Source organism: Spongiactinospora gelatinilytica (assembly GCF_003236385.1).
Lineage (GTDB): Bacteria > Actinomycetota > Actinomycetes > Streptosporangiales > Streptosporangiaceae > Spongiactinospora > Spongiactinospora gelatinilytica.
Genome location: NZ_POUA01000017.1, coordinates 16,013 through 42,783 on the forward strand (window position 1 = coordinate 16,013; position 26,771 = coordinate 42,783).

The 26,771-nt window shown below is 69.6% G+C and carries 28 protein-coding genes and 2 pseudogenes; 17 read left to right on the plus strand and 13 right to left on the minus strand.

What is annotated here, in order from left to right; all coding sequences use genetic code 11:
* Window positions 1-65 precede the first annotated feature (65 nt).
* Entirely contained in the window at window positions 66-944 is an 879-nt protein-coding gene (locus tag C1I98_RS04020) for a MerR family transcriptional regulator (protein WP_111165706.1), read from the plus strand.
* 13 nt (window positions 945-957) lie between these two features.
* Here C1I98_RS04020 and C1I98_RS04025 read toward each other — a convergent pair whose 3' ends face one another.
* Window positions 958-1,692, minus strand: coding sequence for a hypothetical protein (locus C1I98_RS04025; protein WP_146607271.1), 735 nt, complete (start codon window positions 1,690-1,692; stop codon window positions 958-960).
* Between the two features lie 98 nt (window positions 1,693-1,790).
* Between C1I98_RS04025 and C1I98_RS04030 the strand changes: the two genes are divergently transcribed.
* Complete coding sequence (locus C1I98_RS04030; protein WP_199536709.1) at window positions 1,791-2,099, plus strand: 2Fe-2S iron-sulfur cluster-binding protein; 309 nt, start codon at window positions 1,791-1,793, stop codon at window positions 2,097-2,099.
* Here the strand turns inward: C1I98_RS04030 and C1I98_RS41160 are convergent.
* Entirely contained in the window at window positions 2,096-2,272 is a 177-nt protein-coding gene (locus tag C1I98_RS41160) for a hypothetical protein (RefSeq protein WP_158557903.1), read from the minus strand. The genes C1I98_RS04030 and C1I98_RS41160 overlap by 4 nt on opposite strands.
* A complete protein-coding gene (locus C1I98_RS04035; protein WP_111165709.1) occupies window positions 2,269-2,817 on the minus strand; it encodes a hypothetical protein in 549 nt (182 codons plus the stop codon). The genes C1I98_RS41160 and C1I98_RS04035 overlap by 4 nt, the downstream gene beginning before the upstream one ends.
* A 304-nt stretch (window positions 2,818-3,121) precedes the next feature.
* Between C1I98_RS04035 and C1I98_RS43545 the strand changes: the two are divergent.
* Window positions 3,122-3,445, plus strand: a pseudogene (locus C1I98_RS43545) (LysR substrate-binding domain-containing protein); the annotation flags it as partial.
* Between the two features lie 23 nt (window positions 3,446-3,468).
* A complete protein-coding gene (locus C1I98_RS04045) occupies window positions 3,469-4,368 on the plus strand; it encodes a GlxA family transcriptional regulator (protein ID WP_111165711.1) in 900 nt (299 codons plus the stop codon).
* Here the strand turns inward: C1I98_RS04045 and C1I98_RS04050 are convergent.
* From C1I98_RS04050 to C1I98_RS04065, 4 genes are all read right to left on the minus strand, one after another.
* Window positions 4,332-5,636, minus strand: a complete 1,305-nt coding sequence (locus tag C1I98_RS04050; protein ID WP_146607273.1) for a hypothetical protein — start codon at window positions 5,634-5,636, stop codon at window positions 4,332-4,334. The genes C1I98_RS04045 and C1I98_RS04050 overlap by 37 nt on opposite strands.
* Window positions 5,633-6,559 carry a HesA/MoeB/ThiF family protein gene (locus C1I98_RS04055; protein ID WP_111165713.1) on the minus strand — a complete coding sequence of 309 codons (927 nt, stop codon included), beginning with the start codon at window positions 6,557-6,559 and terminating at the stop codon, window positions 5,633-5,635. Before C1I98_RS04055 ends, C1I98_RS04050 begins: the two co-directional genes overlap by 4 nt.
* Before the next feature lie 399 nt (window positions 6,560-6,958).
* On the minus strand, window positions 6,959-7,795 hold the full coding sequence (locus tag C1I98_RS04060) for a hypothetical protein (RefSeq protein WP_111165714.1): 837 nt from the start codon (window positions 7,793-7,795) through the stop codon (window positions 6,959-6,961).
* 121 nt (window positions 7,796-7,916) lie between these two features.
* Window positions 7,917-8,240 carry a hypothetical protein gene (locus C1I98_RS04065; protein ID WP_111165715.1) on the minus strand — a complete coding sequence of 108 codons (324 nt, stop codon included), beginning with the start codon at window positions 8,238-8,240 and terminating at the stop codon, window positions 7,917-7,919.
* 134 nt (window positions 8,241-8,374) lie between these two features.
* On the opposite strand from C1I98_RS04065, the gene C1I98_RS44895 reads away from it, so the two are divergent.
* The 4 genes from C1I98_RS44895 (at window position 8,375) to C1I98_RS04080 (ending at window position 9,942) form a co-directional block, all read left to right on the plus strand.
* Window positions 8,375-8,497: a hypothetical protein gene (locus tag C1I98_RS44895; RefSeq protein WP_267898014.1), complete on the plus strand. Its 123-nt coding sequence runs from the start codon at window positions 8,375-8,377 to the stop codon at window positions 8,495-8,497.
* Window positions 8,498-8,773: 276 nt separating this feature from the next.
* Window positions 8,774-9,208 (plus strand): SRPBCC domain-containing protein, encoded by a 435-nt coding sequence (locus C1I98_RS04070; RefSeq protein ID WP_111165716.1) that lies wholly within the window; start codon window positions 8,774-8,776, stop codon window positions 9,206-9,208.
* Entirely contained in the window at window positions 9,195-9,566 is a 372-nt protein-coding gene (locus C1I98_RS04075) for an ArsR/SmtB family transcription factor (protein ID WP_111165717.1), read from the plus strand. Before C1I98_RS04070 ends, C1I98_RS04075 begins: the two co-directional genes overlap by 14 nt.
* Complete coding sequence (locus C1I98_RS04080) at window positions 9,553-9,942, plus strand: VOC family protein (RefSeq protein ID WP_111165718.1); 390 nt, start codon at window positions 9,553-9,555, stop codon at window positions 9,940-9,942. The genes C1I98_RS04075 and C1I98_RS04080 overlap by 14 nt, the downstream gene beginning before the upstream one ends.
* A gap of 119 nt (window positions 9,943-10,061) precedes the next feature.
* On the opposite strand, the gene C1I98_RS04085 is transcribed toward C1I98_RS04080, so the two are convergent.
* The 6 genes and pseudogenes from C1I98_RS04085 to C1I98_RS45515 all read right to left on the minus strand — a co-directional run bounded on the left by C1I98_RS04085 (window position 10,062) and on the right by C1I98_RS45515 (window position 15,371).
* Window positions 10,062-10,862 (minus strand): ABC transporter ATP-binding protein, encoded by an 801-nt coding sequence (locus tag C1I98_RS04085; protein ID WP_158557904.1) that lies wholly within the window; start codon window positions 10,860-10,862, stop codon window positions 10,062-10,064.
* Complete coding sequence (locus C1I98_RS04090; protein ID WP_111165719.1) at window positions 10,862-11,887, minus strand: branched-chain amino acid ABC transporter permease; 1,026 nt, start codon at window positions 11,885-11,887, stop codon at window positions 10,862-10,864. Before C1I98_RS04090 ends, C1I98_RS04085 begins: the two co-directional genes overlap by 1 nt.
* The gene (locus C1I98_RS04095; RefSeq protein ID WP_158557905.1) at window positions 11,884-12,762 is read right to left on the minus strand and encodes a branched-chain amino acid ABC transporter permease; all 879 of its coding nucleotides are present in this window, start codon (window positions 12,760-12,762) and stop codon (window positions 11,884-11,886) included. The genes C1I98_RS04090 and C1I98_RS04095 overlap by 4 nt, the downstream gene beginning before the upstream one ends.
* A gap of 43 nt (window positions 12,763-12,805) precedes the next feature.
* Window positions 12,806-13,987 (minus strand): branched-chain amino acid ABC transporter substrate-binding protein, encoded by a 1,182-nt coding sequence (locus C1I98_RS04100; protein WP_111165721.1) that lies wholly within the window; start codon window positions 13,985-13,987, stop codon window positions 12,806-12,808.
* 104 nt (window positions 13,988-14,091) lie between these two features.
* A pseudogene (locus tag C1I98_RS04105) lies at window positions 14,092-14,751 on the minus strand (ABC transporter ATP-binding protein); the annotation flags it as partial.
* Between the two features lie 230 nt (window positions 14,752-14,981).
* Window positions 14,982-15,371, minus strand: coding sequence for an acyl-CoA dehydrogenase family protein (locus C1I98_RS45515; protein WP_111165722.1), 390 nt, complete (start codon window positions 15,369-15,371; stop codon window positions 14,982-14,984).
* A 290-nt stretch (window positions 15,372-15,661) separates the two neighbouring features.
* On the opposite strand from C1I98_RS45515, the gene C1I98_RS04120 reads away from it, so the two are divergent.
* From C1I98_RS04120 to C1I98_RS04170, 9 genes are all read left to right on the plus strand, one after another.
* Window positions 15,662-16,357, plus strand: a complete 696-nt coding sequence (locus C1I98_RS04120) for a GntR family transcriptional regulator (protein ID WP_111165724.1) — start codon at window positions 15,662-15,664, stop codon at window positions 16,355-16,357.
* A 53-nt stretch (window positions 16,358-16,410) separates the two neighbouring features.
* Window positions 16,411-16,989 carry a (2Fe-2S)-binding protein gene (locus C1I98_RS04125; protein ID WP_199536710.1) on the plus strand — a complete coding sequence of 193 codons (579 nt, stop codon included), beginning with the start codon at window positions 16,411-16,413 and terminating at the stop codon, window positions 16,987-16,989.
* Window positions 16,986-19,259, plus strand: coding sequence for a xanthine dehydrogenase family protein molybdopterin-binding subunit (locus C1I98_RS04130; protein ID WP_111165726.1), 2,274 nt, complete (start codon window positions 16,986-16,988; stop codon window positions 19,257-19,259). Before C1I98_RS04125 ends, C1I98_RS04130 begins: the two co-directional genes overlap by 4 nt.
* Entirely contained in the window at window positions 19,256-20,191 is a 936-nt protein-coding gene (gene meaB / locus C1I98_RS04135; protein WP_111165727.1) for a methylmalonyl Co-A mutase-associated GTPase MeaB, read from the plus strand. Before C1I98_RS04130 ends, meaB begins: the two co-directional genes overlap by 4 nt.
* The gene (locus C1I98_RS40315; protein ID WP_158557906.1) at window positions 20,188-22,344 is read left to right on the plus strand and encodes a hydantoinase/oxoprolinase family protein; all 2,157 of its coding nucleotides are present in this window, start codon (window positions 20,188-20,190) and stop codon (window positions 22,342-22,344) included. The genes meaB and C1I98_RS40315 overlap by 4 nt, the downstream gene beginning before the upstream one ends.
* A gap of 1 nt (window position 22,345) precedes the next feature.
* On the plus strand, window positions 22,346-24,073 hold the full coding sequence (locus tag C1I98_RS04155; RefSeq protein ID WP_158557907.1) for a hydantoinase B/oxoprolinase family protein: 1,728 nt from the start codon (window positions 22,346-22,348) through the stop codon (window positions 24,071-24,073).
* A complete protein-coding gene (locus tag C1I98_RS04160; protein WP_111165731.1) occupies window positions 24,070-25,476 on the plus strand; it encodes a (2Fe-2S)-binding protein in 1,407 nt (468 codons plus the stop codon). Before C1I98_RS04155 ends, C1I98_RS04160 begins: the two co-directional genes overlap by 4 nt.
* Window positions 25,469-25,750, plus strand: a complete 282-nt coding sequence (locus tag C1I98_RS04165) for a (2Fe-2S)-binding protein (protein ID WP_111165732.1) — start codon at window positions 25,469-25,471, stop codon at window positions 25,748-25,750. The genes C1I98_RS04160 and C1I98_RS04165 overlap by 8 nt, the downstream gene beginning before the upstream one ends.
* The coding region (locus C1I98_RS04170) for an NAD(P)/FAD-dependent oxidoreductase (protein ID WP_111165733.1) at window positions 25,740-26,771 on the plus strand (1,032 nt) is incomplete at its 3' end. The genes C1I98_RS04165 and C1I98_RS04170, both read left to right, overlap by 11 nt.

Consider the following 26,771-nt stretch of genomic DNA (forward strand, 5'->3'; position numbering starts at 1 on the left):
CAATGCACTTATAGGTTTGTCGAGAGTCGGAAGAGAGTCGGCCCGGCTTCCGTAGGATCGGCACCATGACCGGGCGCAGCATCGGAGACGTGGCCGCCGAGGTGGGCGTCAGCCCCCAGACGCTGCGGGTGTGGGAGAAACAGCGGTTACTGGTGCCCGACAGGACCGCCGGCGGCCAGCGCCGCTACCGGCCCGAACACGTCGAACTCGCGCGCAGGATCGCCGACCTGCGGCAGAGCCACGGCTGGAATCCGGCGGCGATCCGCACCACCCTGGAGGCCGCCACCGACTCCGGCGACGGTCCCGCCGAGCCGCCGCCGAGCGGGCACCGGCTGCGCCGGGCCCGGCTGGCCCGCGGCCTGTCCCTGGAGGAGCTGGCCGAGCGGACCAGCTTCTCCGCGTCGCACCTGTCGTCCATCGAGCGCGGCGTCGATCGGGCCTCCACCCGGCTGATCGCCGAGGTCGCCGACGCCCTCGGGATACCGATGAGCGGGCTGGCCGCGTTCCGGGCCGCCGACGCCACCGTGGTGCGCGGCCACGAACGAGCCACGATCGTGCTGGAGGGCAATGTCCAGTGGGAGGAGCTGGTCCTGCCCGGACGCGATCTCGAACCGGCGCTGCTGACCATCCCCCCGCACGCGACCAGCGGCGGCGCGTACGCCCGCCCCGGGGAGACCTTCGCGTTCGTCATGTCGGGAAGGATCGCTTTCCGGATCGGCGGCGGTAAGAACGACCACGACACCGGGGGCAGGCTGGTCGAGGTCGATGCGGGGGACGCCATCTCGCTGCCGTCGCGCACGCTCTACTCGTGGCACAACCCGGCCGCCGAGCCCGCCCGGGCGCTGTGGATCGAGCTGCTCTCGCCGCAGTCCTGGGCCAACCCGATGACCAGGCGGATCGTGCAGGCCGCGTCCGGCCTGACGCCGCCGGGAGACGACGGCTGACCGCCGCGCGCAATCACCCGTTTCGGGCGATGCGCGCATCCACTCCGGCCGTGCAGGCTCCCGCCAAGGGTGTCCCTGCGACGGAGGAGACGCGGATGACCTGGATCGATGACATCACGCTGGACGAGCTGGAGGCGGACCCGTACCCGATCTGTGCCCGGCTGCGGCGGGAGGCGCCGGTGGTGTTCGTCCCGGCCGTCGGCGGCTGGTTCGTCACCCGGCGCGATGACGTCATCGCCACCCGCCGGATGCGGCAGATCGGGGTGGCGACCGCGCTGCCGCGCATGGCGCGCACCCTGGGCATGCCGAACGTGCTGATGGTGGACGGCCCGGCGCACACCGACCTGCGCGCGGCCATCGATCCGCTGCTGCTGCCCAAAGCGGTCCCGACGTACGCCGAGGACCTGATCCGGCCGATCGCCGCAGCCGCCGTCCGCGCACTGCCGAAGGCCGGCGAGGTCGAGCTGATGGAGACGTTCGAGCTGGTGAGCTGCCTTGCGGTGGGGCGGCTGGTCGGCCTGGACGTGGACGGGCCGACCCTGCGCCGCTGGTTCCAGACTTGGCCGGCGGCATCGCCAACGTCGCCATGCACCCCGGCCCGTTCGATGAGTCCGACCAGGCGGTACGGGAGATGCGGGCGGCGGTCGATCCGCTGCTGGACCGGCTGGAACACGAGCCGGACGGCGGGATGCTCGCGCACATGTTGCACGCCGGCCGACCGCCGGGCGACCCGCGCCCCCGGGCGCACATCTACTCCCCGGCGCGGCCGTCTACTGCTGCGGCCCGGAGCCGCTGCTGGCGGCCACGGAACGCGAGGCGCGGCGCCGGCCGGACGGTTCGTTCCACGTGGAACGTTTCCAGGGGGCCGCCACCGACCGCGGCGAGGCGATGGGTTTCGACGTCGTGCTGCACCGGCAGGGCCGCAGTGTCCGCGTCGAGCCCGGTCAGGCCATCATCGAGGCGCTGGAGGAGGCCGGTGTGACCGTGCCGTCGAGCTGCCGGGAGGGCATCTGCGGCACCTGCGAGACCGACGTGCTCGCGGGCGTACCGGACCACCGGGACACCCTCCTCAGCGACGCCGAGCGGGCGGCGAACACCTGCATGTTCGTCTGCGTGTCCCGCAGCCTGACCGAACGGCTGGTCCTCGACCTTTAGATCGGCTCCAGGTCGCGGGAGTCCAGCCGCAGACGGCGGGGACTGAGGGTGCGGCGGCGTTCGGTGGCGAAGATCGTGGCCGCCAGGCCCGCCAGCAGCCACAACACCAGGTGCGCCAACCCGGCGGCGAGGCCGGTGTCCGCGCCCGTGACGACCGCTCGCAGCGCGGTCACCGCGCCGTGGGTGGGCAGCAGCGGTTCCAGGGCGGCCAGGGGAGCGGGGATCGACGACAGGGTGCCGGTGACCAGGGCGACCGTCGCGCCCGGAACGACGGCCTGCCCCACGAGCCGCCGTGCTCCGCGCCGCCGGCCAGTTTCCCGAGGGACTGCTTGATCTCGGCCGCGCCGCCTCCGGCGCGCGCCTTCATGCCGTCGATGTCGCCCGCGATGGCGGACAGGCGGCCGGCCGCCCGGGAGAGTCCGGCGCAGAAGTCTTCCCCGCCGGTCTCCTCACTCGGCGACGTCCTGCACTGTTCGGCGAGGCGGTTCAGTTCGGCGCTGACGGAGTCGGCGGAGGGGAGGTCGTCGATCGCGTCGATGATCCGGTCGGCGATGGGGGCGGCGGTGTCGTAGAGCCGGCGGTTGCCGTCGGCGACCTGGCGAGCGCCGTCGGCGAGCCTGCGGGTCGCGGCCAGGTCGCCGGTACCGTCCGCGAGCCGGTCCGCGTCGTCGGCGGCCTCGCCCATCTGCTGGTGCAGGGTGGCGAAGCCGACGTACACGTTGTCCAGGTAGGTCTCGAGGTGTGCGAGCGGGGCAGCTTCACCGCGGTGGCACGGGCCATGTCGTGCAGCCAGTCGGCGGTGAGCCAGCACGGTGCGCCGGCTGGAGCGGGAGTTCGGGCTGAGCCTGCTCGAACGGCGTCCGCGCGGCGTGCTGCCCACGTCGGCCGGGCGGTTGCTGCGTGACGCGGCGCTCGCGGGAGTGGGGCGGATCGACGCGGCGGCGCAGCAGTTGCGCGCGCTGGCGGCGGGCGGCGCGGGAGAGGTGCGGGTCAGTTCGGGGGCCGCCACCGTCCGGCACTTCATGCCCGAGGCGATCGTGGAGCTGCGCCGCCGGTACCCGGGCGTGCAACTCGCCCTGCGCACCCAGCCGACCAGCCGGGCCTGCCTGACCGACCTGGCCGCGAACCGCGCCGACATCGCGCTGATCTCGATCAGCGGCCCGATCCCCGACGTCGAGCTGCGCCCGCTGATCGAGCTGCGCTGGGCGCTGGCGGTCAACCAGCACGATCCGCTGGCCTCGCGGGCGAGCCTGAGCGCGGCCGAACTCACCGACGTCCCGGACATCGTGCTGCCGACCTCGTCGAGTTCCCGTGGACGGCTCACCGCGGTGCTCGGCGAGGGCGCGCTGCCGTCCCAGGCGGTCCCGGACTGGGACACCGCGCTGCTGCCGGCCGAACTGGGGGTGAACCGGGCCGTCGTGGCGACGGTCCCGCACTTCGCGCCCTCGACTTCGCCGTCCATGTGCGGCACGGCCCTGAGGTGCTGGCAGGCGCCGACACGGTGATCATCCCGCCGTTCGCGATCTCGGGACCGGCCACGCCGGTCACGCCGGACGGCCGGCTCGTCCCCGCGACGACGCAGGCGCTCGCACGGATCACCCCGGGGACCCGCATCGTGTCGATCTGCACCGGCGCCTTCGTCCTCGCCGCCGCCGGATGGCTGGACGGGCGGCCGGTGACCACGCACTGGCGTCAGACCGATCGGCTGCGGCGGCTCTTCCCCCGGGTCAAGGTCGATCCGGACGTGCTCTTCTTGGACGACGGCGACATCCTGACCTCGGCGGGGGCCGCGTCCGGGGTCGACCTGTGCCTGCACCTGGTGCGGAAGGGCCACGGCAGTGAGGTCGCCAACCAGGTGGCCCGCAAGTGCGTGGTCCCGCCGTGGCGCGACGGCGGCCAGGCCCAGTACATCGACCGGCCGGTCCCGGCCCCTTCCTCCGGCGGCCCGGCCAGGGCCCGCGAATGGGCGCTCGCGCGACTGCACCTCCCCGTCACGCTCGCCGAACTCGCGGCGGAGGCGCGGATGAGCGGCCGTACCTTCGCCCGCCGCTTCCGCGCCGAAACCGGGCTGAGCCCGGGGCGGTGGCTCATCCAGCAGCGGGTCGAACGCGCCCGGCGGCTGCTCGAATCCACCGACCTGCCGGTGGACCGGATCGCGTCCGAGGTGGGATTCGGGACCGCCGCCTCGCTGCGGCAGCACTTGAACGCGGCGATCGGCGTCTCGCCCGCGACCTACCGCCGCACCTTCCGGCCGCCCCTGGCGGGCTGACCGTCACGGCGGTGGCCTGCGCGCAGTACGAGGATCTCGGCGGCGAGCGCGCCGAGCAGCGCGATCGACGCGCAGGCGACCCCGGGGAGCCGGGTCAGCGGCAGGAGCAGGCCGAGAGCCAGCATCCCGCCCACGTGCGCGACCGCCGCGCGGAGCAGCACCGAGGTACGGTCGGCGGCGATGATCAAGGCGCGGGCCTGTCCGCGTACCGCCCACAGGGCCGGGACCGCCACGAGGACCGCCACCCATGACTCCCCCAGGTACGCGGGACCGGGGGGCACGTTGCTGAAGCCGGTGAGGTACAGGTGCGCCAGCGGCGTGCAGGCGACCAGCAGACCGGCCGCGAGCAGTGTCCCGGCCAGCAGGACGGTGAAGCGGCGCAGCACGGCGACGTCACCGGTGCGCCGCAGCAGGGCCGCGCCGACCGTCTCGAAATCCGACAGCGGGATCGTGCCCAGGGACAGCAGCCCGTAGAGGGCCGGCCACACGATCAGGGAGGCTTCGGCCGCGCCGGATCGGGCGAGCACCACCGTCGTGATCAGAGCGGGGCTCATGTTGAGCAGGATGTTGGAGGTCAGCCGCGCGTGCTGGGCCAGCAGCCGCCCTGCGCCCTTCTGGACGTCCTCGGTGACCGCCAGGCGCCGGACGGCGGTGCTCAGGTACGCCGCCTCCGCCCACGCGCCCGCCGACAACGCGACTCCGCCGACCGCCGCCGTGGTGAGCCCGGCCCGCCACAGTCCCAGGGCGGCGGCGATCGTCACGGCGATGCGCACCCCGGTGGCGACCGCGATCGGCTGGGTGCGGTCCCGCTCGATCAGGCGTCCGTGCAGGTAGCGGCGGAGCGCCACGGCCGGCGGCGCCGTGGCGAAGGACAGCAGGCACACCTGGAACATGCCGTGCAGCCCCGCCGGGAGGCCGATCAACGCGGGAACGGCCGGCAGCGCCGCCAGCCCCAGCATCACCGCGCTGCCCGCGACCCCGGTCACCAGCGCGTGCCGCAGCAGCGCGGACGAACCGTGCACGGCCCGGGCGACGACGACCAGTGGGGCCAAGGCCAGCGCCGGGGAGTTGACGACGAACAGCACCGACAACCCGGCCCCCAGGGCGGCCAGCGCGGAAGGCCCCTGCGGCATTCTCGTCACGACCGCCGCGACCACCGGGATCTCCCACGCCAGCAGCGAGGAGCCGAAGGCGGTCGGCACCCAGGAGCGGGCGAGGGCCCAGACTCGCGCTCCCCCGCTCAGATCGTCTGCTCGCGTCGCGCTCACGTCCGGCAGGGGCAGTCCTTCCGGAATTCAGAGGGGGTGAATTCGAAGGTGAGGGTGTCGGCATTGACATAAAGGCTCTGCCCGGCCGTGCGAGATGTCTCTTTTGCACCGGAAACCAGGCCGATGACCTCGTTCACGGCGATTCCCGCGACCATCGCGACCAAGGTCCCGGTGAGACTGCCGGACTTCTCCGGCCGTAACACGTCCAAGTCGCGAATTCCCACGCATTCCATGCATGGAGTCCGGCCGGGAATCATCGTCGGCCCGACCCTGGCCCCTTTGTTGGTGATGCCGATCTGCCCGAACGGCACGCCCGTGCGCAGGCTCGCCTCGTTCGACCAGCGGATCGCGTGGTTGCGCGGCCGGTCATAGGCGTTGAAGAAGAAGTCGGCGCCCTGCACGAGTTCGACGATATCGTCGGCGGACTCGATCCGGGTGTGGTGGGCGATGAACCGCGACCGCGAATTCTGTAGCTCCAGATGCCGTTTCAGCGCGTCCAGCTTCGGCATCCCGATGTCCTGCTCGTCGAAGGTCGGGTGGGTCGGCAGATTCTCCTCGGCGAAGGTGTCGAAGTCCACCGCCTCCAGCGTGCCGATCCCCGCCGCGTTCAGCAGCCGCAGCAGCGTGGTGCCGCCCGCTCCCGTCCCGATGATCACGATCCGGGCGTCACGCAGGCGTTTCATGCCCTCGTAGCCGTCCCAGCCGTCGCGGTCGTACAGCCGCAGGTGGTTGATCTGCCGGCTCCACCGCCGCAGATCTTCGGCATCCAGCGGGGGGACGTCGGCGGCGTCGTCCAGGACACCCTGCGATGCGAGGACCTCCAGCCAGGAATCCGTCTCGGGGAACCGCTCGCGCAACTCCGGTAGGGTGGCCGACCCGTCCAGGGCCATCACGAAGGACACCATTTCCTTGGTGGGATTCATGATCCTGAACTTTTCCGGACCGATCCCGATATAGAGATGCGGCTCGCCCGCAATATGGTAGATCCGGAGAAATTCCTTGACTCTGGGTCGCTGCACTTATTCCTCCTTCCGTGACGCCCGTATCACCCCTATAGCGCCCATAGCACGTTTCGCTCCGTGGCGGGAGGACGCACTTCCTCCCGCCACGGACCAAACGCTTGGCCAAACCATCAGATGACGTTACCGTGCCACTCCTGAACGAGGCCCTCCTCGTGCACACACTCCATGGTCATTTCGGTCACCTCCCCCCTGACTACTTACTTAAGAGGGGAACACCGCGACCATCACCCCGTCAAGGCACGCTGAATTCGGGCGAACACCCATGCCCTTTTCCTGCGCCGCCCGGCACCGCTCATGGCTTCAGCTTGAGCCGCTTCTTCGACGCACCCGGGAACACGACGACCAGGTGCTCCTCCTCCGCGTCGCCACCCCGACGCTGATCACCCGCCGCCGCGCGGGCGTAAGATCCGCCAGGCGGTCCTCACCGGACATCTCACGGGCGGTCGCCGCCATCCACACGATGCTGACGAGCCCCACCGCGTCCATCGTGATCGTTATCACCAGGCTGCCGCTGGGGATCGTGCCGAAGAAGATGTTGAGCGGGAGTACCAGCATGTGGACGCCCACCGACGACCACCCGGCGATCAGCGTGCCCCGGCTCCACCGGCCGTCGCGCCACTGCCCGACGACCGTGATGATCGTCGCCGCGGCTCCGCTCAGCCCCAAGCCCAGTTCGACCAGGCCGTCCCACTCAAGCTCCAGGAGGTCGAGCTGGTCGAGCAGTTCGTTGGCCATCACGGCCAGGTCGACAGTGAAGATCGCTGCGGCCGTCGTGCGCAGCACGCGGGACCGCCAGCGGATGACGAGCAGGTAGAGGACGTAGATCGCGGTCCACAACACGAACGAGAACGCCGCGCGGACCGCGCCCGGCAGCAGCGCGATCGGGAACCACAGCACGAGCAAGTACGCCACCGCCAGGTACAGCAGCCGGCGCAGCGCCTTCGCCCGGCGGTCCAGCGGTCCGGGCGCGGGGGCACGAAGGATCAGCCACAGGAACGCGACCTTCACCAGAGCGGCCACGAGCAGCGCCACAGTCGTCAGGGAGTCGAGCCCGTCGGGCGCGTAGAAGTTCGCATATGCCGGCGGCGACCATTCGACGGCCACCCAGAGCCAGTCGTCTCCGAGCACCAGGCCCATGACCGCCGCGGCAAGAATTAGGCCGACTACTCCAGCCCTAATAAACCGCCATAAATTACCCGAAAGCACGGGACGCGATCTTAGCGGGCACCGCCGACACTCTTGTGGCGGCTATTGGCGGCTATTCGCGGCTATTTCTCGCGGGACATGGTCGAAAGAGGCCGTGCTTCTCCGGCAGATCGACGACCCCGGCCAAGGCCAGCCCCGCGAGCACGATCAGGGTGATGGCGAGGACGCCGAGCAGGAGCCAGGCGAGCGGGTGGCCGAGGTTGAGGGTCCACGAGGAGGAGCCGAGGCGGGCGTGGACGAGGAGGGCCGAATCACGGCGGTTGATGTAGACGGCGCCGGCCAGGAACCAGTGGCGGTCGTCGTCGCGCTGGGCGACGCCGGAGTCATCCTGTTCCTCGCCGGGCAGAGCGGGCAGCCGGTGACCGGCCTGGCCCACCTTGATCGTCCACGTCAGCCAGCCGCCCAGCAGTACGACGAGCGGGGCCCGGCGGGACGTCGGCGGCGTGCAGATGCGTACAGGCCGGTGATGGGCCCGGTGGTGACCAGCCGCCCGTCGCGGATCACCACCACGTGGTCGGCCATGTGCTCGATCTCGCCGAGCACATGGCTGGAGACGGCCCGGCCACCGTGCTGGTCCGCTCCCCGCAGACCGGCCTGTTCGCGGCCGGGCTGACGGCGGGCGGGTCCGGGTAGAGCATCCCCTGCCCGGCCTCCTGCGCATCCACGGTCTGAGCACCGCCGAGGTCGCCACCGCAGCCGCCTCCCACGGCATCGCACGCCTCCAACACGGCGTCGGCACCTCGGTCTGACACATTCGCGTCACTGCTGAACAGTCTGCGCTGGGACGACCAGGTCGGCAAAGGCGTTCGAGATCTGCCGGCAGGGCATCCTCCAGGCTTGCGAGGCGGCGATGGCAACCTGTAGGTTCCTATTGAAGGCAACCTAAAGGGTGCGAAGGAGAGTGCGAGCATGGTTTCGGACGCGATCGAACGCGTCGTGGTGCTGCGGCACCCCATCGAGCGGGTGTGGGCGGCGCTGACCACGGCCGAAGGGCTCTCGCGGTGGTTCGGCTCGGTGGCGGAGATCGATCTGCGGCCCGGTGGGCGCGCGTTCTTCCGTTGGAACGACCTCGACCAGGAATCCGCCGCCACCATCGTGGTGGTCGACCCACCGCACCGGTTCGCGTTCAGGTGGGCGATCGAGGGCCTGCCGGAGGATGACGCACCCCGGACGCTTGTGGACTTCACCCTGGAACCGGTGCCGGACGGCACTCGGCTGCGCCTGGTGGAGAGCGGGTTCGGCCAGGCCGCCGGCGACGTGGCCCGGTCTGCCCACAAGGCCAACAGTCAGGGGTGGGACATGGAACTCGGTGACCTGGAGAACTACCTCGATGCGACCGCCTGACGTGGACGAGCAGGCCGTGGCGGTGTTCGCGGCGCTCACCGATCCAACGCGGCGGGCGCTGCTGGAGGAACTCGCCCGCGCCGGACCCGCGACCGTCACCGATCTCGCGCGACGGCTGCCGATCAGCCGCCAGGCGGTCGCCAAGCACCTGGGCCAGCTCGCCGAAGCGGGCCTCATCAGCTCCGGCGAACCGGCCGGCCGCCGCCATCCCTACCGGTTGGAACCAGCCGCCATTCGCACCGCCCAGGTGTGGCTGGGCAGACTCGCCAACAGGTGGGACGACCGGCTGGCCGCGCTGGAAGACGTACTGGACGCCACCGACACGAACCGAGGAGTCACCCACCATGAGCAAGCCTGAATTCACGGCCGGCCTGAACATCGCCATGAAGATCCCCAAGGCACAGTACGAGGCCACCGTGGCCTTCTACCGCGACACCCTGGGCTTCGACGTCAAAGAAGACGACGTCTCCTACGCTCCGACCGTCTCCAGAACCCATTCGGTCCGGTTCGGACCCAACACGCTGTGGCTGGACTGTGTCGACAACTACAGCCGGCCCGACCTGTGGCTACAGCTCCACACCGACGACCTGGACGCGGCAGCGAGCGAACTGGCCGACATCGGTATCCACCCGTGCGACGAGGTCGAACCCCTGGAGAACCTCGATTCCAGAACCCACTGGATCAAGAACCCGGCCGGTGTCGTACACCTGCTCGCGGAGTCCGGCCGATCCTGATGCGATCGACCAGGCGCCCCGCCGGGGCACCACTGAATCCGGTCCGAGGCCGCCGGAGCGCCCTCTGACCTGGGCCGAACGACCGGTCGAAAAAGGTTCAGGGACAGGATGTGATCTTCCTATCTGGTCTTCTCAAGCGACGCCGGGGGTGACTCCGGTGATCTCCCCTCGTCCTCGCCGAGGTACGCGTCGATGACATCAGGCCGCTGGAAGACTTCCCGCGGCGGCCCTTCCGCGAGGATTCCACCGCCGCTGAGCACGGTTATGCGGTCACAGATGTCCGTTACGACCCGCACGTTGTGCTCGACGATCAGCACCGTCAGCCCGGATTCGCGCAGCCACTCCAGCCGGGTGCGCAGGACCTCGATCTCGTGGTCGTTCATACCAGATGTCGGCTCATCCAGGACGAGCAGGCGAGGGCGCACCATCAGCGCCCGGGCGATGTCGATCATCTTCAGGTCGCCGCTCGCGATCGTACCGAGTTCTCGCTCCAGCAGATCGGGGCTGAGGCCGAGCGAAGTCAGTGCCTGTTCACAACGCTGGGCGAACATGTGCCGCTGATGCGCGGCCTTCCACGGCCGGAACGCCACCGTGTGCCACTGTAGGGTCCTGATCTGGTGCTCGCCCAGCCTGAGCAGATCGGCGACGGTCATGTCGTCGGGGGCCTTTGGATTTTGGAAGGTGCGTCCGAGTCCTTTGCCCACCCTCCGGTGGGCCGCCAGCCCGTTCAACCGCCTGCCGTCCAGTGTGATCGTTCCCGTGCAGTCGACGAATCCACTGATCGCGTTCAGCAGTGTGGTCTTGCCGGACCCGTTCGGTCCGATCAGCCCGTGGATCTGGCCGCGGGTGACCGCGACGGAGACGTCTCGGAGCACGTGGGCACCGCCGAAACGAACATTGAGTCGCGTGATTTCCAGCACTATGCCTCCTCCTGCCTGGTACGAGCGCGGCGAATTCGGCCGCCCAGCCTGCCGGCCACGGCTTTCCCGACACCCGCCACGCCACCGGGCAGCAGCAACAGCAACAGCAACGTGGCCAGTCCGTACACCAGGCCGCTCGCCTCGGCGAGATCGAGCATGCCGCGCGAGGCATAGGTGAGCACCACCGCCGCGACCACTGTTCCCATGCTCGACGACGCCCCGCCGAACACCACGATCAACAGCAGCAGGACCGCCGCGCCGAGACCGAAATCCTGCGGGCCCACATACCCGTTCAGAATGGCCAGCAGCGCACCGGCGAGACCGGCGAGGCCCCCGGAGACGATCGTGGCCAGAGTCCGGCTCCTGTCGATGGCGACGCCCGCGGCCTTGGCCATGTACTCGTCTGCCGCCGCCGCCTTGAGTGACAGGCCGAATCTGGATTTCCGCAGGCAGTGCACCAGGTACGCGCACCCGGCGACCAGCGGAACCGCCAGCAGGATGAAGTATCGCGGGTCGGCCAGCTGTAGGCCCAACAGCGAGACCAGGGCGACGGGGTGGCCGTTGGAACCACCGGTGACCGAACTCTCGTTGACGAGTACCAGCCGCACGCCCTCGGCCAGGGCGAGTGTCGCCAGCGCGAAGTAGTGTGACTTGGTCCGCGCACCTACGACACCGCTGAGCCCTGAAACGGCCGCGCCTGCCACAACGGCCAGCAGCAGCGCGGGCAGGAGGCCGATCGTGTCCAGGGCGATCAGCGCGACGGTGTAACCGCCCACGGCCATGATCGCGGCCTGTGCCAGCGACAGCATGCCGGCGAGTCCGAACACCACGGTGAGGCCGAGTGCCGCGATCGCGTACACACAGGCGAGCGAGATGGTCATCAGGGTGGTGTCAGGCGCGCCGCTCAACGCGACCATGAAGACGGCCGCTGTCACCGCGAAGCCCAACGGGCCGCGCACCGGCTGAAGCCCCTGGGCCCGCCGCCGCCAGCCGCGGTAGGCGGCCGATCGAGTAATCGAGCTCATACCTGCCGCACCGCCTCGATGTCATCGCCGAACAGTCCTCGTACTCGAACCAGCAGCACGAGGGCCATGACGAGGTAGGCGACGCCGAGACCGTACCCGGCGCTGAGATAGACCTGGGTCATGTTGATGAGCAGCGCGATCAGGAAGCCGCCGACGAGCGCGCCGGGCAGACTGCCGAGGCCGCCGAGAACGGCGGCGCTGAACCCGATGGTGCTGAGTTCCAGACCGCCTGTGGGCTTGAGCCCGGTGACCGGTGCGATCAGCACGCCGGCGAGACCGGCCAGGACTCCGCCGAGCACGAACGACAACAGGTACATCCGAGCCGGGCTGACCCCGAACAGGGTGACCACCTCGGGGTCCTGTGCGCAGCCGCGCATCGCCCTTCCCACCTTGGTCGTGGCGATGATCCACAGCAACGGCAGCACGACCGCCCCGGTGATCCCGACGATGACGACCTGGTTCGGTGTGATCGACAGACCGGAGATCCGCCAGGGCTCGTCGGAGGCGAGGCTTTCGAGGTAGAGCGGCTGACTTCCCCAGACGAGGCTGGTCACGGCCTCGATCACGATCGCGACGGCGACCGTGGCCAAGATCGGCACACTGATGTGGCGGGTACGGAGCGGCGCGAGGACCACCCGGTCCATCACAAAGGCGAACGCCGCCGCGGCGAGCACGCCGCCGAGCACCGCGACGGGCATGGCCAGGCCGAGCTTCAGGAGGCTGTAGGACACGTACGGGGCCAGGATCGCGATGCTGCCGTGCGCGAAGTTGACCAGTTTCGTCGTCTGGTAGATCAGTGAGAAGCCCACCGCGATGAGGGCGTAGATCGCACCCGCCGCGACCGCACTGATGATCGTCTGTCCGAAGATCGCCATCATCGACCTGCCCGGATGTCATGCCGCCGCAACGAGACCACGGTCATTCGGCGTCTTCGGGAAGCAGGACGTCGACGAGCTTGCGCTTTCCGTTCTCCCAGGTCCCGGTGAGGACGAGCGGGTTGACCGGGTCGCCCTTCTCGTCGAAGGCGAAGTCACCCATCGGCAGGTCGGGGATCTTAACCTTCCGGTAGGCGGCGTTGAACGCCTCCGCGGATCGTCCTGCCCCCGGGTTGCTACGCAAGGTGCTCAACATGGTGACGGCCATGGTGTAGAAGGATGCGCAGTCCGCGTTCGGCGGGTAGCCGAAGCGGTCCTCCCATTTCTTGCTGAAGCCTCGTGCCGCGTCCGACCATTCGGGGAGGAACGGAGTCGAGTAGGTGATCTTGTTCGCGAGCTCGGGGCCGACGGTCTTCAAAAAGGTGTCGCTGGAGGCGGTCGTCGGGAAGTAGAGCTTGGCGTCCAGGCCGAGCTGATAGGCCTGTTTGGCCAGGCGTGCGGCCTGTAGGTCGTAGCCCTCCATGTAGGCCACACCGATACCGGCGCGTTTCAGCGCGAGCAACTGCCCGGCGTAGTCGGTGGCGGCGTACTCATAGGTCGAATTCACCGCCGGGGTGACGCCGAGGTCGGCGAAGCCGGCTGTGATCGTCTTGTTGTTGGCCAGCCCGTAAGGGGTCGTGTCGGTGATGACACCGACCTTGCCCTTCTTGTCCGACTTATCGTGAATCCACTTTGCGTAGATCTTGTTGGTCAGCCCGTCGTGAGTTTGCACGCGGAAGATGTACTTGTTGCCCTCCGCGGTCAGCGACGGATCGAAGCTGCCGGACACGATGGACACTTTCTTGGCTTGGGTGAGCGGTATCGCCGCTCGGGTGTCACCGGAACAGACGGTGATCACAGCGATGGGGTTCTTGGCGAGGACCGTGCGGGTGGCGGCGACCGCGGCGGACGGCTCGCATTTGGCATCGGACTTGGCGAGCGCGATCGGTCTGCCGCCGGCTTCGCGGCCGAGCTCACCGAAGGCGAGCTCCCATGCGTCGTCAAGCCATTCGCCATAATAGGCCGCGTCACCGGAGTAAGGCGCCGCTATTCCCACCGTGATCGGAGCGTCTTCCGCCGCCTCGGTGCCGCTGCCGCATCCGGTCAGGGCGAGGGCGGTGACAGCACCTCCGGCTATCAGCGTCGTGACCCTGCGGGCTGGGTCATGGCCGTGCGTGGTTCTCATCTTTCACTTCCGATTTTCTGAGCCTCGGGCCGGCGGCCATCACCGAACCCCACATCGTTGGTCGTCGCCGCGCCGGCGGGTCGTCATGACCATCCCCGCCGGCGTCACGCCTGCCGGGCGTCGCCCACACCGAGATAGCCGTCTCGAAGTCGATCCGCGGCCAGCAGTTCGGCGGCGGCTCCGGTCAGCACTCCTCGCCCCTCGTCGAGAACCATTCCTCGATCCGCCGTGCGCAGGCTCTTGCGGACGTTCTGCTCGACGAGAAGAATCGCGGTGCCGCCTTTCGCGATCTTGGACATTTCCTCGAGTACGTCCTGCTGGTAGGCGGGTGACAACCCCGTCAACGGCTCGTCCAGCAGCAGCGCCACCGGCCGTGACATGAGCGCCCGGCCTATCGCGAGCAGTTGCTGTTCACCGCCGCTGAGGGTTCCCGCCCGACGCGCGCCCCAGGTCGCGAGGGCGGGCAGCATGGCAAGAACGTCGTCCAACGCCGACGCCAGGGCGGTACGGGAATGCTGATATCCGCCGAGTTTCAAGTTGTCCAGTGCCGTCATTCCGGGGATCACCCGTCGTCCAGCCGGAACATGGGCGATTCCACTGCGGGCGACTCGTTCGGCGGACAGGCCGGTGAAATCCCGCCCCTGCAAACGCACACTCCCTCGCCTGCAGGGCAACAGGCCCGACAGCGCGCGCAGCAACGTGGTCTTGCCCGCCCCGTTGCGACCGACCACCGCGAAGATCTCGCCTGCTCCCACCGTGAGCGACAGGTCGCGCAGAATGGCTGGGCCCCGGTGGTAGCCGACCTCGATCCCGCTGACGACCAAGCCCTGCTCGGCACGCACAGCAGGATCTTCCTTGGGTCGCTCCTTGCCCGCTTTCCACAGCATCTTCCCCACCTCCGGGGATGGTTCTGTCGATCGATGTATAATACTTTTTATATTCCATAGTCAATGGCGAGAGGTCTCGCCGACTGCCCGCGCACAGGCGAGATCACCTATCGGGAAGGCGGTTCGGCGAAACGCGTCGATGTCCGCGGGTTTCGCGTCGACGACGGGCGCGTGGATGTCGGCCGTGGCCTCGTGGCCCCAAGGGCCGGCCTCGCGTCGACGCCGCCCGCGTCGGCGGGTTCGCCCAGGCCGATGTTGCCGGGGCGTGGCCGGCAGGAGTCCTTCATCCGTCCGAGGTGGTGAGCGAGAAGGGTGGCGCGGCTGACTTCGAGTGCCATGGCGGCGAGTTTCTGTTGAGCGGGCGGAAAAGACGCGATCGGCCCGCCGTACCGAGCACGGTCGGCGCCGTGGTCGAATGCGGCCGAGACGCAGGCTCGCGGGTCCGGCGTGGCCGGGTGTTCTTCTGTTCCTCCGAGCTCCGTCGGCGGATCGCGCAGATCGACGGTGAGCCCGGTGCGGAAACGTGGCCGCGAGGTCCGCGGGGAACGGTCGCTCCAGCGAACCGGCCGCCGACGCGAGGGATCACCCGCTCGGCGAAGTAGGCGCGCACAGTGCCGTGGTCCAGGCGCTCCTCATCGCCCAGCGATACGTCAACGGCAGGGAAATGGCTAAGGTCGGTCCGGGCGGGCGCGGGGTGGTGATCATCACCCTCCTGCCATAGTCTGTAAAATATAGAGCTAAGCATGCAAGGTTCACATCCGGCAAGCAAGCCCACCTTGGGGAGAGCATGAGTTTGCCCGAGTTCACGCCGCGGGAGTCAGTGCGGCGCCGTCGGCTCACCGCTCGCGACGTGGTCGCGGAAGAACTGCGGCGCGGGATCGTGAGCGGGCGGCTGCCGCCCGGCACCAAGTTGACTCCACAGGAGGTGGCTGAGCGGCTCGGAGTGAGCCAGACGCCCGCCAGAGAGGCGATCCAGCTTCTGACGAGCGAGGGCCTCATTCAGAACGACGCGTTCCGCGGCGCGCAGGTCTCCCCGTTGACCGTCGAGGAGTACGAAGAGCTCTATCTCATGCGGATCGGCATCGAGGGCTTCGCGGCACGACTCGGGGCCGAGCGCATCGCCCGCGAAGGCGTCGAGCAGATGGCGGAGCTGCTGACCGAGATGGAGCACGCGGCCAGGGCGGCCGACTTCGACCGCTTCTATGAGGCCGATCATCAATTCCACCGGCTGCACTACCGCGCGACCAACCGCGAGTCGCTCGTTCGCCGCATCATGAACCTGCGGGTCGCGACGGAGCGCTATGCCCGGGTCGCGTACCGAATGCCCAAGGTCAGCATGGAAGACACCCTGGCGAACCACCGATCGCTGCTCGATGCCGTTCGCGCAGGTGACGGTTCCACCTGCGAGGCCGTGCTCAAAGAAGATCTCAGTCGCACGCTCGACGCCTTCACGAAGGGCTTCCCGCTCGACGACGCGCAGTAGCCGGCGGCTCCGGGTCGCTCCCACCCATTGACTTTGGTTTGGAGCGACGCCTAATGTCCAAGATTATAGTCTATAGACTGTTCGATCTGCTGCGGCGGATGCTGTCACGGAAGGGACGGGGGGGCGTGTTGCCTGGCGTCGGAGAGTTCGATGGCATGACCCGGTTCCGCTGCAACGGAGAGGACCGCCAGGTCGGCCGGTTCGACGAGCGTTTGCTGATCGATGTGCTGCGCGAGGACCTCCGCTTGACCGGAACCAAGCTCGGATGCGGCACCGGTGACTGCGGCGCGTGCACCGTGTTGCTGGACGGACGGCCGGTCAACTCCTGTCTCGTCTACGCGGTCGAGTGCGTCGCGCGCGAGGTCGAGACCGTGGAGCGAGTGTCGCAGGACGACGCTGGGCGGATACTCGCCGAAGAGCTCGTCGCGGCGGGCGCGGTACAGTGCGGAATCTGCACGCCGGGTGTGCTCGTCATGGCGACCAGCCTGGTCAGATCGAATCCCACGCCTGACCGCGCCGACATCGAGACCGCATTGAGCGGCAACCTGTGCCGTTGCACGGGCTACCTGCCGATCGTGAGGGCCGTGGAAGCCGCGGCGCGACGGGTCGCGGACCAGCGGGAGCCGGCATGACACTGCTGGGTTCGGCGCTGCACCGCTCCGATTCAGCCGCCAAAGTCGATGGAAGCGCCCGCTATACCGAGGACTTCCAGCCCGATGGTCTGCTGCACTGCGCGGTGGTGCGATCGCCGCTCGCGTCGGCGCGCATTCTGGGCGTCGATACCGCTCGGGCGGCGGACGTCCCCGGAGTGGTGCGGATCCTGACCGCCGCTGACCTCCCGGACCGGCGGTGGGGAACGGTGATACGTGATCAGCCCGTGCTGGCCCGTGACGTCGTACGGTTCGCGGGCGAGCCGATCGCGCTGATCGCGGCCGAGAGCAAGGCGGCGGCGAACCAGGCGGCGGAGCTGGTCGAGTTGCGCCTCGACCCGCTGCCGGCCTCGGTGACGATGGCCGACGCGCTGCGCGAGGACGCTTGGCCGGTACACGAGGGGCAGCCGAACCGCCGAGAGGCGGCGCGGGTCCGCCGGGGCGACGTGGACGCGTGCATGCTGGACGCGCCTTTCGTGGTGACCACCCGCATCGAGTCGCATCGCGTGCACCAGGGCTACATCGAGCCGCGGGCCACCCTCGCCGAACCGGACGGCGCGGGCGGGATCGCGGTGACCACCGCCTCGCAGGCGCCCTTCGTGGTCCGTCAGGGACTCGCGGCGCTGCTGGATCTGCCGATGTCGAAGATCTCCGTACGGGTGCCGGCGCTCGGCGGCGGATTCGGTGGAAAACTCCATCTCGGACTCGCCCCCCTGGCGGCGGTGACATGCCTGGCCACGGGCCGGCCGGTGCGGGTGGTCTGCTCCCGCGCGGAGGACATGCGGGCCGGTAATCCGCGAGAGAACTCGATCGTGGAGCTGACCAGCGCCGTCGACCGTTCGGGCCGGATCCTCGCGCGTCGCGCGGTGGTTTATCTCGACTCCGGCGCCTATGCCTTCGACACCCCGATGATCGCCTCGATCGCCGCGCTCATGGGCACGGGGCCCTACCGGGTGGACGCGATCGACCTCACGGCCGTTCCGGTGGCCACGAACACCTGCCCCACCGGGTCCTTTCGCGGCCCGTCCGGACCGCAGATGGTATACGCCGTCGAGACGCACATGAACGAGATCGCCGCCGCCGCCGGGCTCAGCCCGACGGAGATCCGACGGCGCAACCTGCTGCGTTCCGGCGATCGCGGGCCGTCCGGAGAGCTGCTGCCCGACGTCACCATGGGCGAGTGCCTGGAGCTCGCCGCGCGGCGGCTGGAGGAGTGGCGCCGCGACGAGCCGGCCGCCGGCCGCGGACGCCGCCGTGGCTACGGCCTCGCGTGCGCGTGGTGGCTGACCTCGGGCGCCCCCGCCGGCGCGACGGTCACCATGAACGAGGACGGCACCGCGACCGTGACCACCGGAGGAACGGAGATCGGCACCGGTGCCGTCGTCGTCGGAGTCGCCGCCCTCGTCGCGGACACACTCGGCCTGCCCCTCGAACGGGTCACCGTACGCTCGGGCAGCACCGATGTGGGCCCCTACGACTCCGGCTCGAAGGGCAGCCGCACCCTCTTCGGCGTCGGCAACGCGGCGCTCATGGCGGCGGAGGCGGTCGCCGGGCAGTTGCGCGATGAGGCGGCCGAGCAACTCGAAGCCGCACCAGAGGATCTTGTGCTCGCCGATGGGCGGGTCAGCGTCCGCGGCCTGCCACAGGCGTCGGTGGCAATCGCCGACCTGGTGGTGGGCGCGATCAACCGGACCGGCCCGGTCGTCGGCACCGGGCGGTTCCGCGGTGCGCCCATTCCGCTGGAGGGCTCGATTCTCGACGGCATGCGCTTCGACGCGTTCAACGAAGCCACCTTTCACTGCCATGCCGCCGAGATCGAGCTCGATCCGGAGACCGGCCGCATCGAGGTGCTGCGTTACCTGGCAGTACACGAGATCGGGACGGTGCTCAATCCCGACGGTGCCCGTGGGCAGGTGGAGGGAGGGGTCGTGCAGGGTCTGGGTTACGCGCTGAGCGAGGTGCTCGACGTCGGTGCGGACGGTACCGTCCGCAATGCCGACCTCGTCGACTACCGGCTGCCCACCATCGCCGACATTCCCCGGCAGATCGAAACCGTTTTCGTCGCGGGGCATCCGGGACCAAGCGGTCCGCGCGGCGCGAAGGGCATCGGCGAGGCGCCGGTCATCATTCCGGCCGCCGCGATCGGTGCCGCGCTTCGCGACATCCTGGGGGATCAGCCGCGCGCGTTGCCTTTCGACCCGATCCGCGTCGCCGCGTTCCTCGACGGCGTCGACGAGACGCGGCAGCCATGACGCTGCTGCGCACATTACTCGCCGGTGAACCCCGCGCGTTGGCGCGCGCGATCTCCCTCGTCGAGCGCGGCGACCCGGCCGGAGAGAAGCTGGTCGTCCAGGCGAGTGCGCACGCCGGTACGGCCGCGATCACCGGCATCACCGGCCCGCCGGGAGTCGGCAAGTCGACGCTGGTCGGCGCGCTCGTGCGTGAACTTCGGACACGGGACGACCGGGTCGCCGTGCTGTCGGTCGATCCCACGTCCCCTTTCACCGGCGGCGCTCTGCTGGGTGACCGGATTCGCCTGGCCGACCACTTCCTCGACGAGGCGGTGTTCATCCGTTCACTGGCCAGCCGCGGCTCCCTCGGCGGCCTGGCGGCGGCGGTCCGCCCGGCGGCGCTGCTGGCCGATGCCGCCGGCTACTCGCACGTGCTGATCGAGACCGTCGGGATCGGCCAGGCCGAGGTGGACATCGCCGGTCAGGCCGATACCACCGTGGTCGTCCTCATGCCCGGCGCCGGCGACACGCTCCAGGCGATCAAAGCCGGGCTGATGGAGATCCCGGACGTCCTCGTGGTCAACAAGGCCGACCACCCGCGGGCGGACGACCTGGTCAGAGAGCTGAGGCGCACGGCGAGGTTCCGCGCGCGGACTGCGCCGATCGTGAAGACCAACGCCCTGACCGGCGACGGGATCGCCGAGCTGGCCGATGTCATCGCCGGGCATCGGAGCCGAGAGCACGGCCGGCGAAGCGCGGGCCGGCAGACCGCGGCCCAACGCGAGATCGTCCGCCTCGCGACGGACGGGCTGCGCGTACGCATTGAGCGGCTGCTGCACGGCGGCGACGAAGGCCGTGCGGCGCTCGAAGCGGTCGCCGCCGGGCACCGTACGCCCGAGAGCGCCGCACGATGGTTGATCGCGGAATTGACTGGGGAAGGTGGCAATCGTTGACTCCGGAGAGCCATGAGGCATCGGCGGGCGCGCGTAAGCGGTACCGCATCGGCTTCGACATCGGCGGCACGTTCACCGACTTCGCGCTGCACGACAGCCAGACCGGCGAACTGCATGTCTGGAAGCGGCTGTCCACGAACACGGACCCGTCGGTCGGCGCCCTGGCGGGGATCGATGACCTGCTCGGGCTGGTCGGCGGCTCGATGGACGAGGTCGGCCAGGTCGTGCACGGGACGACGATCGGGGCGAACATCGTGATCGAGCGCAAGGGCGCCGTGACGGCGCTGCTGGTCACGGACGGGTTCCGCGATCTGCTGATCATGCAGCGGCCGGCCCGGTACAGCACCTACGACCTGTGGTTCGACAAGCATGAACCGCTCATTCCACGACATCTTGTGGTGCCGGTCCGCGAGCGCATGGCCTATGACGGGACCGTCGTCCGAGAGCTGGACGAGACCGATCTGCGAAGCTCGCTGGAGGAGCTGCGCGCCGCCGGCATCGAAGCGGTCGCGGTTTCCCTGCTGCATTCCTACGCGGCCAACGATCACGAGACGCGGGTCGGCAAGCTCGTCTCTGAACTCCTCCCCGAGGCGTCGACGTCGCTCTCGCACGAGGTGGCGCCGATCACCGGCGAGTACGAGCGCACCAGCACGACAGTGGTCAACGCCTATATCCAGCCCGCGTTCCGGCGCTATCTCGATTCCTTGGAGCGGGCGCTGGCCGAGCGCGGCTTCACCGGCCAGATCTTCATCAACCAGGGCAACGGCGGCCTGACGACGCCGGCCGAGGTCGTCCACCTGCCGATCCGGGCCCTTGAGTCGGGCCCGGCGGCGGGGGTGTCGATGGCCGCGTGGATCGGGCGGGCGCACGGGCGCGGTGACCTCGTCGCCTTCGACATGGGCGGGACCACCGCCAAGGCATGTCTCATCGAGGATGGCGAGCCGAAGATGGAGCGCGTCTTCGACGTGGATCAGACCTTGATGCGCGTGGGCACCGGACTCCCCGTGGTGACCCCGTCGGTCGACCTCATCGAGATCGGCGCCGGCGGCGGCAGCATCGCCCGGGTCGGGCTGGGGATCATCGAGGTAGGGCCGGAAAGCGCGGGGGCCGAGCCCGGCCCGATCTGCTACGGACGTGGCGGAACACGGCCGACCGTGACCGACGCCAACGTCGTGCTCGGATACCTGAACCCGGACTTCTTTCTCGGCGGCCGGATGAGTTTGGACGTCGATGGTGCTCGCGAGGCGATCGCCGCCCAGGTCGGAGCACCGCTCGGTCTCGACGCGGGGGAAGCCGCGTGGGGCGTTCACGAGGCGGTCACCGCGAACATGGAGCACGCCATCCGCGCCGTGTCGATCGAGCGGGGCCGTGACCCTCGGGATCTGACCCTCGTGGCCTTGGGCGGTGCGGGCCCGACCCACGCCGCGCGGCTGGCTCGCAACCTCGGCATCGGTGAGGTGATCTTCCCCGCGGCGGCCGGCATCGCCTCCGCCGTCGGTCTCCTGCAGGCCGCGCCCAGGGTGGACCTGATCCGCACCTTCGTGTCGCCTCTGGACGAGCCGGGGACGGCCCGGCTGGGATCCGAACTGGCCGAGCTGGACGCCGCTGTGAACCAGCTTCTGGACAACGTGACCCCCGGGGCGGAACGGTCCATCACGTACCGGGCGGACATGCAGTACGCGGGCCAAGGTCACGTCGTCGAGGTCGAGATTCCGCGTTGCCCCACCGGCGAACTGGCCGGCGCCCTGCGGGAGCGCTTCGACACGGACTACGCCGCGATGTACGGCTATCGCTATCCGGACGCGCAGGCACAGATCACGTCCATCACGGTCGCCGGCAGCGCCGCACCCGCCGCTTTCGAGCTTCCGCCCAACGCCGCGACCGAGACCAGGGGCAGGGACGAGAGCCGCCACGTGTACTTTCCCGAGCTGTCCGGCTATGTGCGGTGCGCGGTGCACCGGCGAGATGAGCTGCCCACCGGCACACAGGTCGAAGGCCCCGCGGTCATCGAGGACGGCCAGTGCGCGATTCTGCTGCTGCCCGGTGACACGGCTACCGTCGACGGCCACCGCAACGTACTCGCCCGCATCGGTAGAAACTCCGCCCCCGCGGCGGGCGACCCGACCACGGGCACCACGACAGGAAGGGACTGACATGGACCCGCTCACGCTCGGTGTGATGTGGCGCGGCATGGTCGCCCTGACCAATGACGCCGGTACCGTGCTGCGCCGGACAGCGTACTCGGAGGCGGTCCGCGAAGGCCGCGACTTCTCGGTCGGCCTGTTCGACCGGCACGAACGGATGATCGTCCAGGGAGACTTCAGCCCCGGGCACCTCGGGTCCATGCCATCCGCCGTCACGAACTTCCTGCGGTACTACGACGCCGAGGATCTGCGCCCCGGCGACTGTCTCATCCTGAACGATCCCTGGATGGGCTCCGGGCATCTACCTGACTTCTTCATGCTCAGCCCCTGTTTCGTCGACGGCACGATCGTCGGCTACGCCGTCAACTGCACGCACATGATCGACGTCGGCGGCGCCGCGCCCGGATCGCAGCAGGTCGAGGGGATCAACGATCAGTTTCAGGAGGGGTTGCGCCTGTGGCCGACCCGGGTGTGGAGCGAGGGACAGCCGAACAAGGAGATCCTGCGCATCATCGAAGCGAACGTCCGGGTTCCGGACAAGCTGCTCGGTGACCTCATGGCGATGCGCAACTGCAACCGGATCGTGGAGCAGCGGCTCGCGGGCTTGATCGGCAAGTACGGGATGGATCGTTACGACGCGGCCTGCACGGAGATCCTCGACCGGTCGGAGACGGCGATGCGGGCCGCGATCAGCGAGATGCCCGACGGCACCTACCACGCGGTCGACTACTTCGACGACTACGGTCCGGGGACCGAGCCGCTGCGGATCGAGGTCACCGTCACCGTGGACGGGAGCTCGGTGACCATCGACTTCACCGGGTCGAGCCCGCAGACCCGGTCAGGGATCAACGCGGTGCTCACCTATGTCCGCGCGTTCTGCTACTACACCGTCAAATGCATCACCAGCGGTGGGACCATACCGCAGAACGGCGGTTGCCTGCGGCCGATCAACTACGTGGCCGAACCCGGATCGGTGGTGAACGCTCAGCCGCCGGCCGGCTCCGGGGCACGAGCGATCATGCAGCAACGCTTCGTCGACGTGCTCATGCAGGCGTTCTCCGAGGTGTTGCCCGACCGGGTCATCGCGCCCAGTTCGCACTGGGCCAACCCCAATCTCGGCGGCTTCGACCCGAGAACCGGGCGCCGCTTCGTGCACTACGACATCATCATCGGCGGTTTCGGCGGCCGGCCGGCCTCCGATGGCATGGAGGCCGCCCCCAGCGCGTTCAACATCGACGCCATTCCGGTGGAGGTCAACGAGAACTCCTACCCGGTGCGCGTCGAGCGGCTGGAGCTGATCCCCGACTCGGCGGGAGCCGGCCGCAACCGCGGCGGCCACGGCGTTCGCAAGGACGTCACCGTGCTCGGCGAGAGCATGACGTTCTCGAACCTCACCGACCGGCAGCGGTTCGCGCCGCCCGGAATCCTGGGCGGCGAGGCCGGCGCCGTCGGCCGGACGGTCCTCAACGCCGGCGGCGCGGATCCCGTGGTGCTGGGTTCAAAGGGCACTTACCAGCTCGACCACGGCGATGTCGTCACCACCTGGCTGTCCGGCGGCGGCGGATACGGTCACCCGTTCGACCGGGAGGTCGAGCGGGTCTCCGCCGATGTGGTCGCCGGTCTGCTGAGCGTGCGGAAGGCGGCGACGTCGTACGGTGTGGTCCTTGACAGCGCCGGTGTCGTCGATCAGGCCGCCACGCGGGATCTGCGCGCCGCGCGGCGGAGGGCGCAGCGATGAGCAGGCGCGATCAGATCGAGTTCTCCTTCAACGGCAAGAAGATCAAGGCCGCGCCGGGGCAGTCGGTGGCCGCGGCGTTGCTGGCCGGCGGCCAGGCGGAACTGAGCCGCAGCGCCAAGTACCGCCGCGCCCGCGGTGTCTACTGCGCGCACGGTCACTGCCCCAACTGTCTGGTGCGGGTGGACGGTGTGCCGCATGTCCGCTCCTGCCTCGTCCCCGCGCGGCCGGGCATGCTGGTGGCGACCGAGGGGGCCACGGGCAGGCGTTTCGACGTCTATCGCTCGATCGGCGCCTTCGGGCGGTTCTTCCCGGTGGGCTTCCAGTACCGCTGGTTCAAGCGGCAGAACCTGGCCTGGCGGTTGTGGGAGGGCCGGCTGCGCGAGCTGGCCGCCGAGACCGAGATTCCGGCTTCCTTCGAGATCCCCGCGGCTGAGCGTCTTCGCGCCGATCTGCTCGTGGTCGGCGCCGGCCCCGCGGGCCTCGGTGCCGCCGCCACGGCGGCCAAGGCCGGGCTCCACGTGGTGCTGGCCGGACGGCGGGCCCGCCTCGGCGGCTCCGCCGCGCCCGCGGTGTCCGACGGTGCCGCGAGCGCGGAGTTGCGCCAGGCCATCGACCTGGTACGCACCGCCGCGAACGTGACGGTGATCGCGCCGGCGACGGTGGTCGCCGGGTTCGGTGAACAGTACCTGGTCGATCGGGGCGACCGGGTCGTCGAAGTGACCGCCGCCGCGAGCGTGCTGGCGACCGGCGCGTACGAGCGAGCCGTGGCCTTCGCCGGCAACGATCGGCCGGGCGTCCTGCTGACCAGTGGCCTGCACCGGCTCGTGCTGGAGGATCGGGTGCTCACCGGCGCCCAGGCCGTGCTGGTGACGGAGAACGACACCGCGTACCGCCTGGCCGGCGACCTCCATCGGGCCGGGCTCGGCGTGCGGGCCATCGTGGACAGCCGCCCGGACGGGCCTGGACCGATCGCGGATCCGCCGCCGGACATCGAAGTGCTGACCGGGGCGCGAGTCACCCGCGTGCGCGGCAGGCGCCGGATCACCGGCGTGGTGGTGGAAACCGCCGGTGGCCGGCGAACGATCAGGTGTGACGTGGTCGGGATGAGCGGTGGCTGGCAGCGAGCCGACGAACTGCGTTACAGCGCGACCAGCAGCGGCGACGCGGTGGTGGACGGACAGCGCGCGACCCGTATCGACCCCGCCGGATGGGAGCACGCCCCGCTGCCGGTGCTGCAGGGGGTCGGCGCGGTGACCGGGACGACGGATCCCGGCACGGCCTTCGCCGAGGGCGCGGTGGCGGGAGCGTGGGCCGCGGCGCGCGTCGCGGGAGGAACAGAGCTGATCGCCGGCGCGCTGGCCGCCCTGCGCGGCGGCGACGTCCAGGGAGGAAGTCATGGCTGACAAGATCATCCTCTGCCTGTGCCTGGACATCACCGAGCACGACCTCGACCGCGCGATCGAGGAAGGCTTCACCGACGCCGAGACGCTCAAGCGCTACACGGCCGGCTTCATGGGGCCCTGCCAGGGAAAGTCGTGCATGGACACGATTCTCGAACGGCTTGCGCACAAGACGGGCGTCGATCCGGAGTCGCTGCGTCGCCCGACGCTGCGCCCGCCGGCGCACCCGGTCCGGCTGGGGCTGCTGGCGGGTCTGGGAGGCTTCGATGCCTCGTAGGATCCTCCCGGCCGCGCGACCGCTGCGCGACTGCGAGATCGCGATCGTCGGTGGCGGCGTACACGGGCTCTCGCTCGCCTACAACCTGGCGAAATCCGGGCGGAAGAACATCGCGGTGTTCGAGCGCTCCTATCTCGGCGCGGGCGCGAGCGGGCGTAACCTCGCCCTCATCCGTAGCTCGTGGCAGCAACGGGCGTGGGCGGAGCTGATCTGGTACTGCCGGCAGATCTGGAGCCAGATCTCGGTGGAGCTGGACTACAACGTCATGCTGAGCGAGCGCGGCTCCTATCTGTGCATCCGCGACGAGCGTTCGATCGCCGTCGCCAAAGACGCGGTGACGATGCAGAACTCGCTCGGCATTCCCACCCGGTTCGTCTCGCCCAGGGAACTCGCCGAGGCGGTCCCCCAGCTGAACACCCAGGGGATGCTCGGCGGCATCCATGATCCGACCGCCGGTGTCTCGCGGCACGACGCCCTCGTCTGGGCCTACGCGCACGCGGCCGACCGGCTCGGCGTCGCCGTACACCTGGAAACGGCGGTGACCGGCATGCAGGTGATCGGGGGGCGTGTGAACCGGATCGTCACCAATCGCGGGACGATCGCCACGGACCTCGTCGTCAACTGCGCGGGGTCGGGCTCGGCCGAGGTGGCCGAGATGGCCGGCGTCGCGCTCCCGACCCGCAAGCTGGCGCTGGAGATGTTCGTCACCGAGCCGTACCGCGCCTTTCTCGACCCGATCATCTCGGTGATCGAGGATCAGGCGTACATCATGCAGACCTCCCGGGGGGAGTTCGTCGGTGGCGCCGAGCCCACCGGCCATACGGGCACCCCCAGACTGACGACGAGCTATGCGGCCCTTCGCCAGTCGGCCGCCGTCATCGCCCGGCTGTTTCCCGATCTACGCGGTGTGAACATCCTGCGCATGTGGGCCGGCCTGATCGACATGACCCCCGACGGGGCCGGTCTGGTGGGTGAGGCGGAGGAACGCCCGGGGTTCTTCCTCGACTGCGGGTGGGGCGGG

Bases quoted from the DNA above. Each gene is read 5' to 3' on its own strand.
- C1I98_RS04070 (WP_111165716.1), top strand. From the start codon at position 8,774: ATGGTTTCGGACGCGATCGAACGCGTCGTGGTGCTGCGGCACCCCATC.
- C1I98_RS04125 (WP_199536710.1), top strand. From the start codon at position 16,411: ATGTCCAAGATTATAGTCTATAGACTGTTCGATCTGCTGCGGCGGATG.
- C1I98_RS04080 (WP_111165718.1), top strand. From the start codon at position 9,553: ATGAGCAAGCCTGAATTCACGGCCGGCCTGAACATCGCCATGAAGATC.
- C1I98_RS04020 (WP_111165706.1), top strand. From the start codon at position 66: ATGACCGGGCGCAGCATCGGAGACGTGGCCGCCGAGGTGGGCGTCAGC.
- C1I98_RS04100 (WP_111165721.1), bottom strand. From the start codon at position 13,987: ATGAGAACCACGCACGGCCATGACCCAGCCCGCAGGGTCACGACGCTG.
- meaB (WP_111165727.1), top strand. From the start codon at position 19,256: ATGACGCTGCTGCGCACATTACTCGCCGGTGAACCCCGCGCGTTGGCG.
- C1I98_RS04075 (WP_111165717.1), top strand. From the start codon at position 9,195: ATGCGACCGCCTGACGTGGACGAGCAGGCCGTGGCGGTGTTCGCGGCG.
- C1I98_RS04120 (WP_111165724.1), top strand. From the start codon at position 15,662: ATGAGTTTGCCCGAGTTCACGCCGCGGGAGTCAGTGCGGCGCCGTCGG.
- C1I98_RS04090 (WP_111165719.1), bottom strand. From the start codon at position 11,887: ATGAGCTCGATTACTCGATCGGCCGCCTACCGCGGCTGGCGGCGGCGG.
- C1I98_RS04055 (WP_111165713.1), bottom strand. From the start codon at position 6,559: ATGAATCCCACCAAGGAAATGGTGTCCTTCGTGATGGCCCTGGACGGG.
- C1I98_RS04165 (WP_111165732.1), top strand. From the start codon at position 25,469: ATGGCTGACAAGATCATCCTCTGCCTGTGCCTGGACATCACCGAGCAC.
- C1I98_RS04155 (WP_158557907.1), top strand. From the start codon at position 22,346: ATGGACCCGCTCACGCTCGGTGTGATGTGGCGCGGCATGGTCGCCCTG.
- C1I98_RS04130 (WP_111165726.1), top strand. From the start codon at position 16,986: ATGACACTGCTGGGTTCGGCGCTGCACCGCTCCGATTCAGCCGCCAAA.
- C1I98_RS04160 (WP_111165731.1), top strand. From the start codon at position 24,070: ATGAGCAGGCGCGATCAGATCGAGTTCTCCTTCAACGGCAAGAAGATC.
- C1I98_RS04060 (WP_111165714.1), bottom strand. From the start codon at position 7,795: ATGGGCCTGGTGCTCGGAGACGACTGGCTCTGGGTGGCCGTCGAATGG.
- C1I98_RS04095 (WP_158557905.1), bottom strand. From the start codon at position 12,762: ATGGCGATCTTCGGACAGACGATCATCAGTGCGGTCGCGGCGGGTGCG.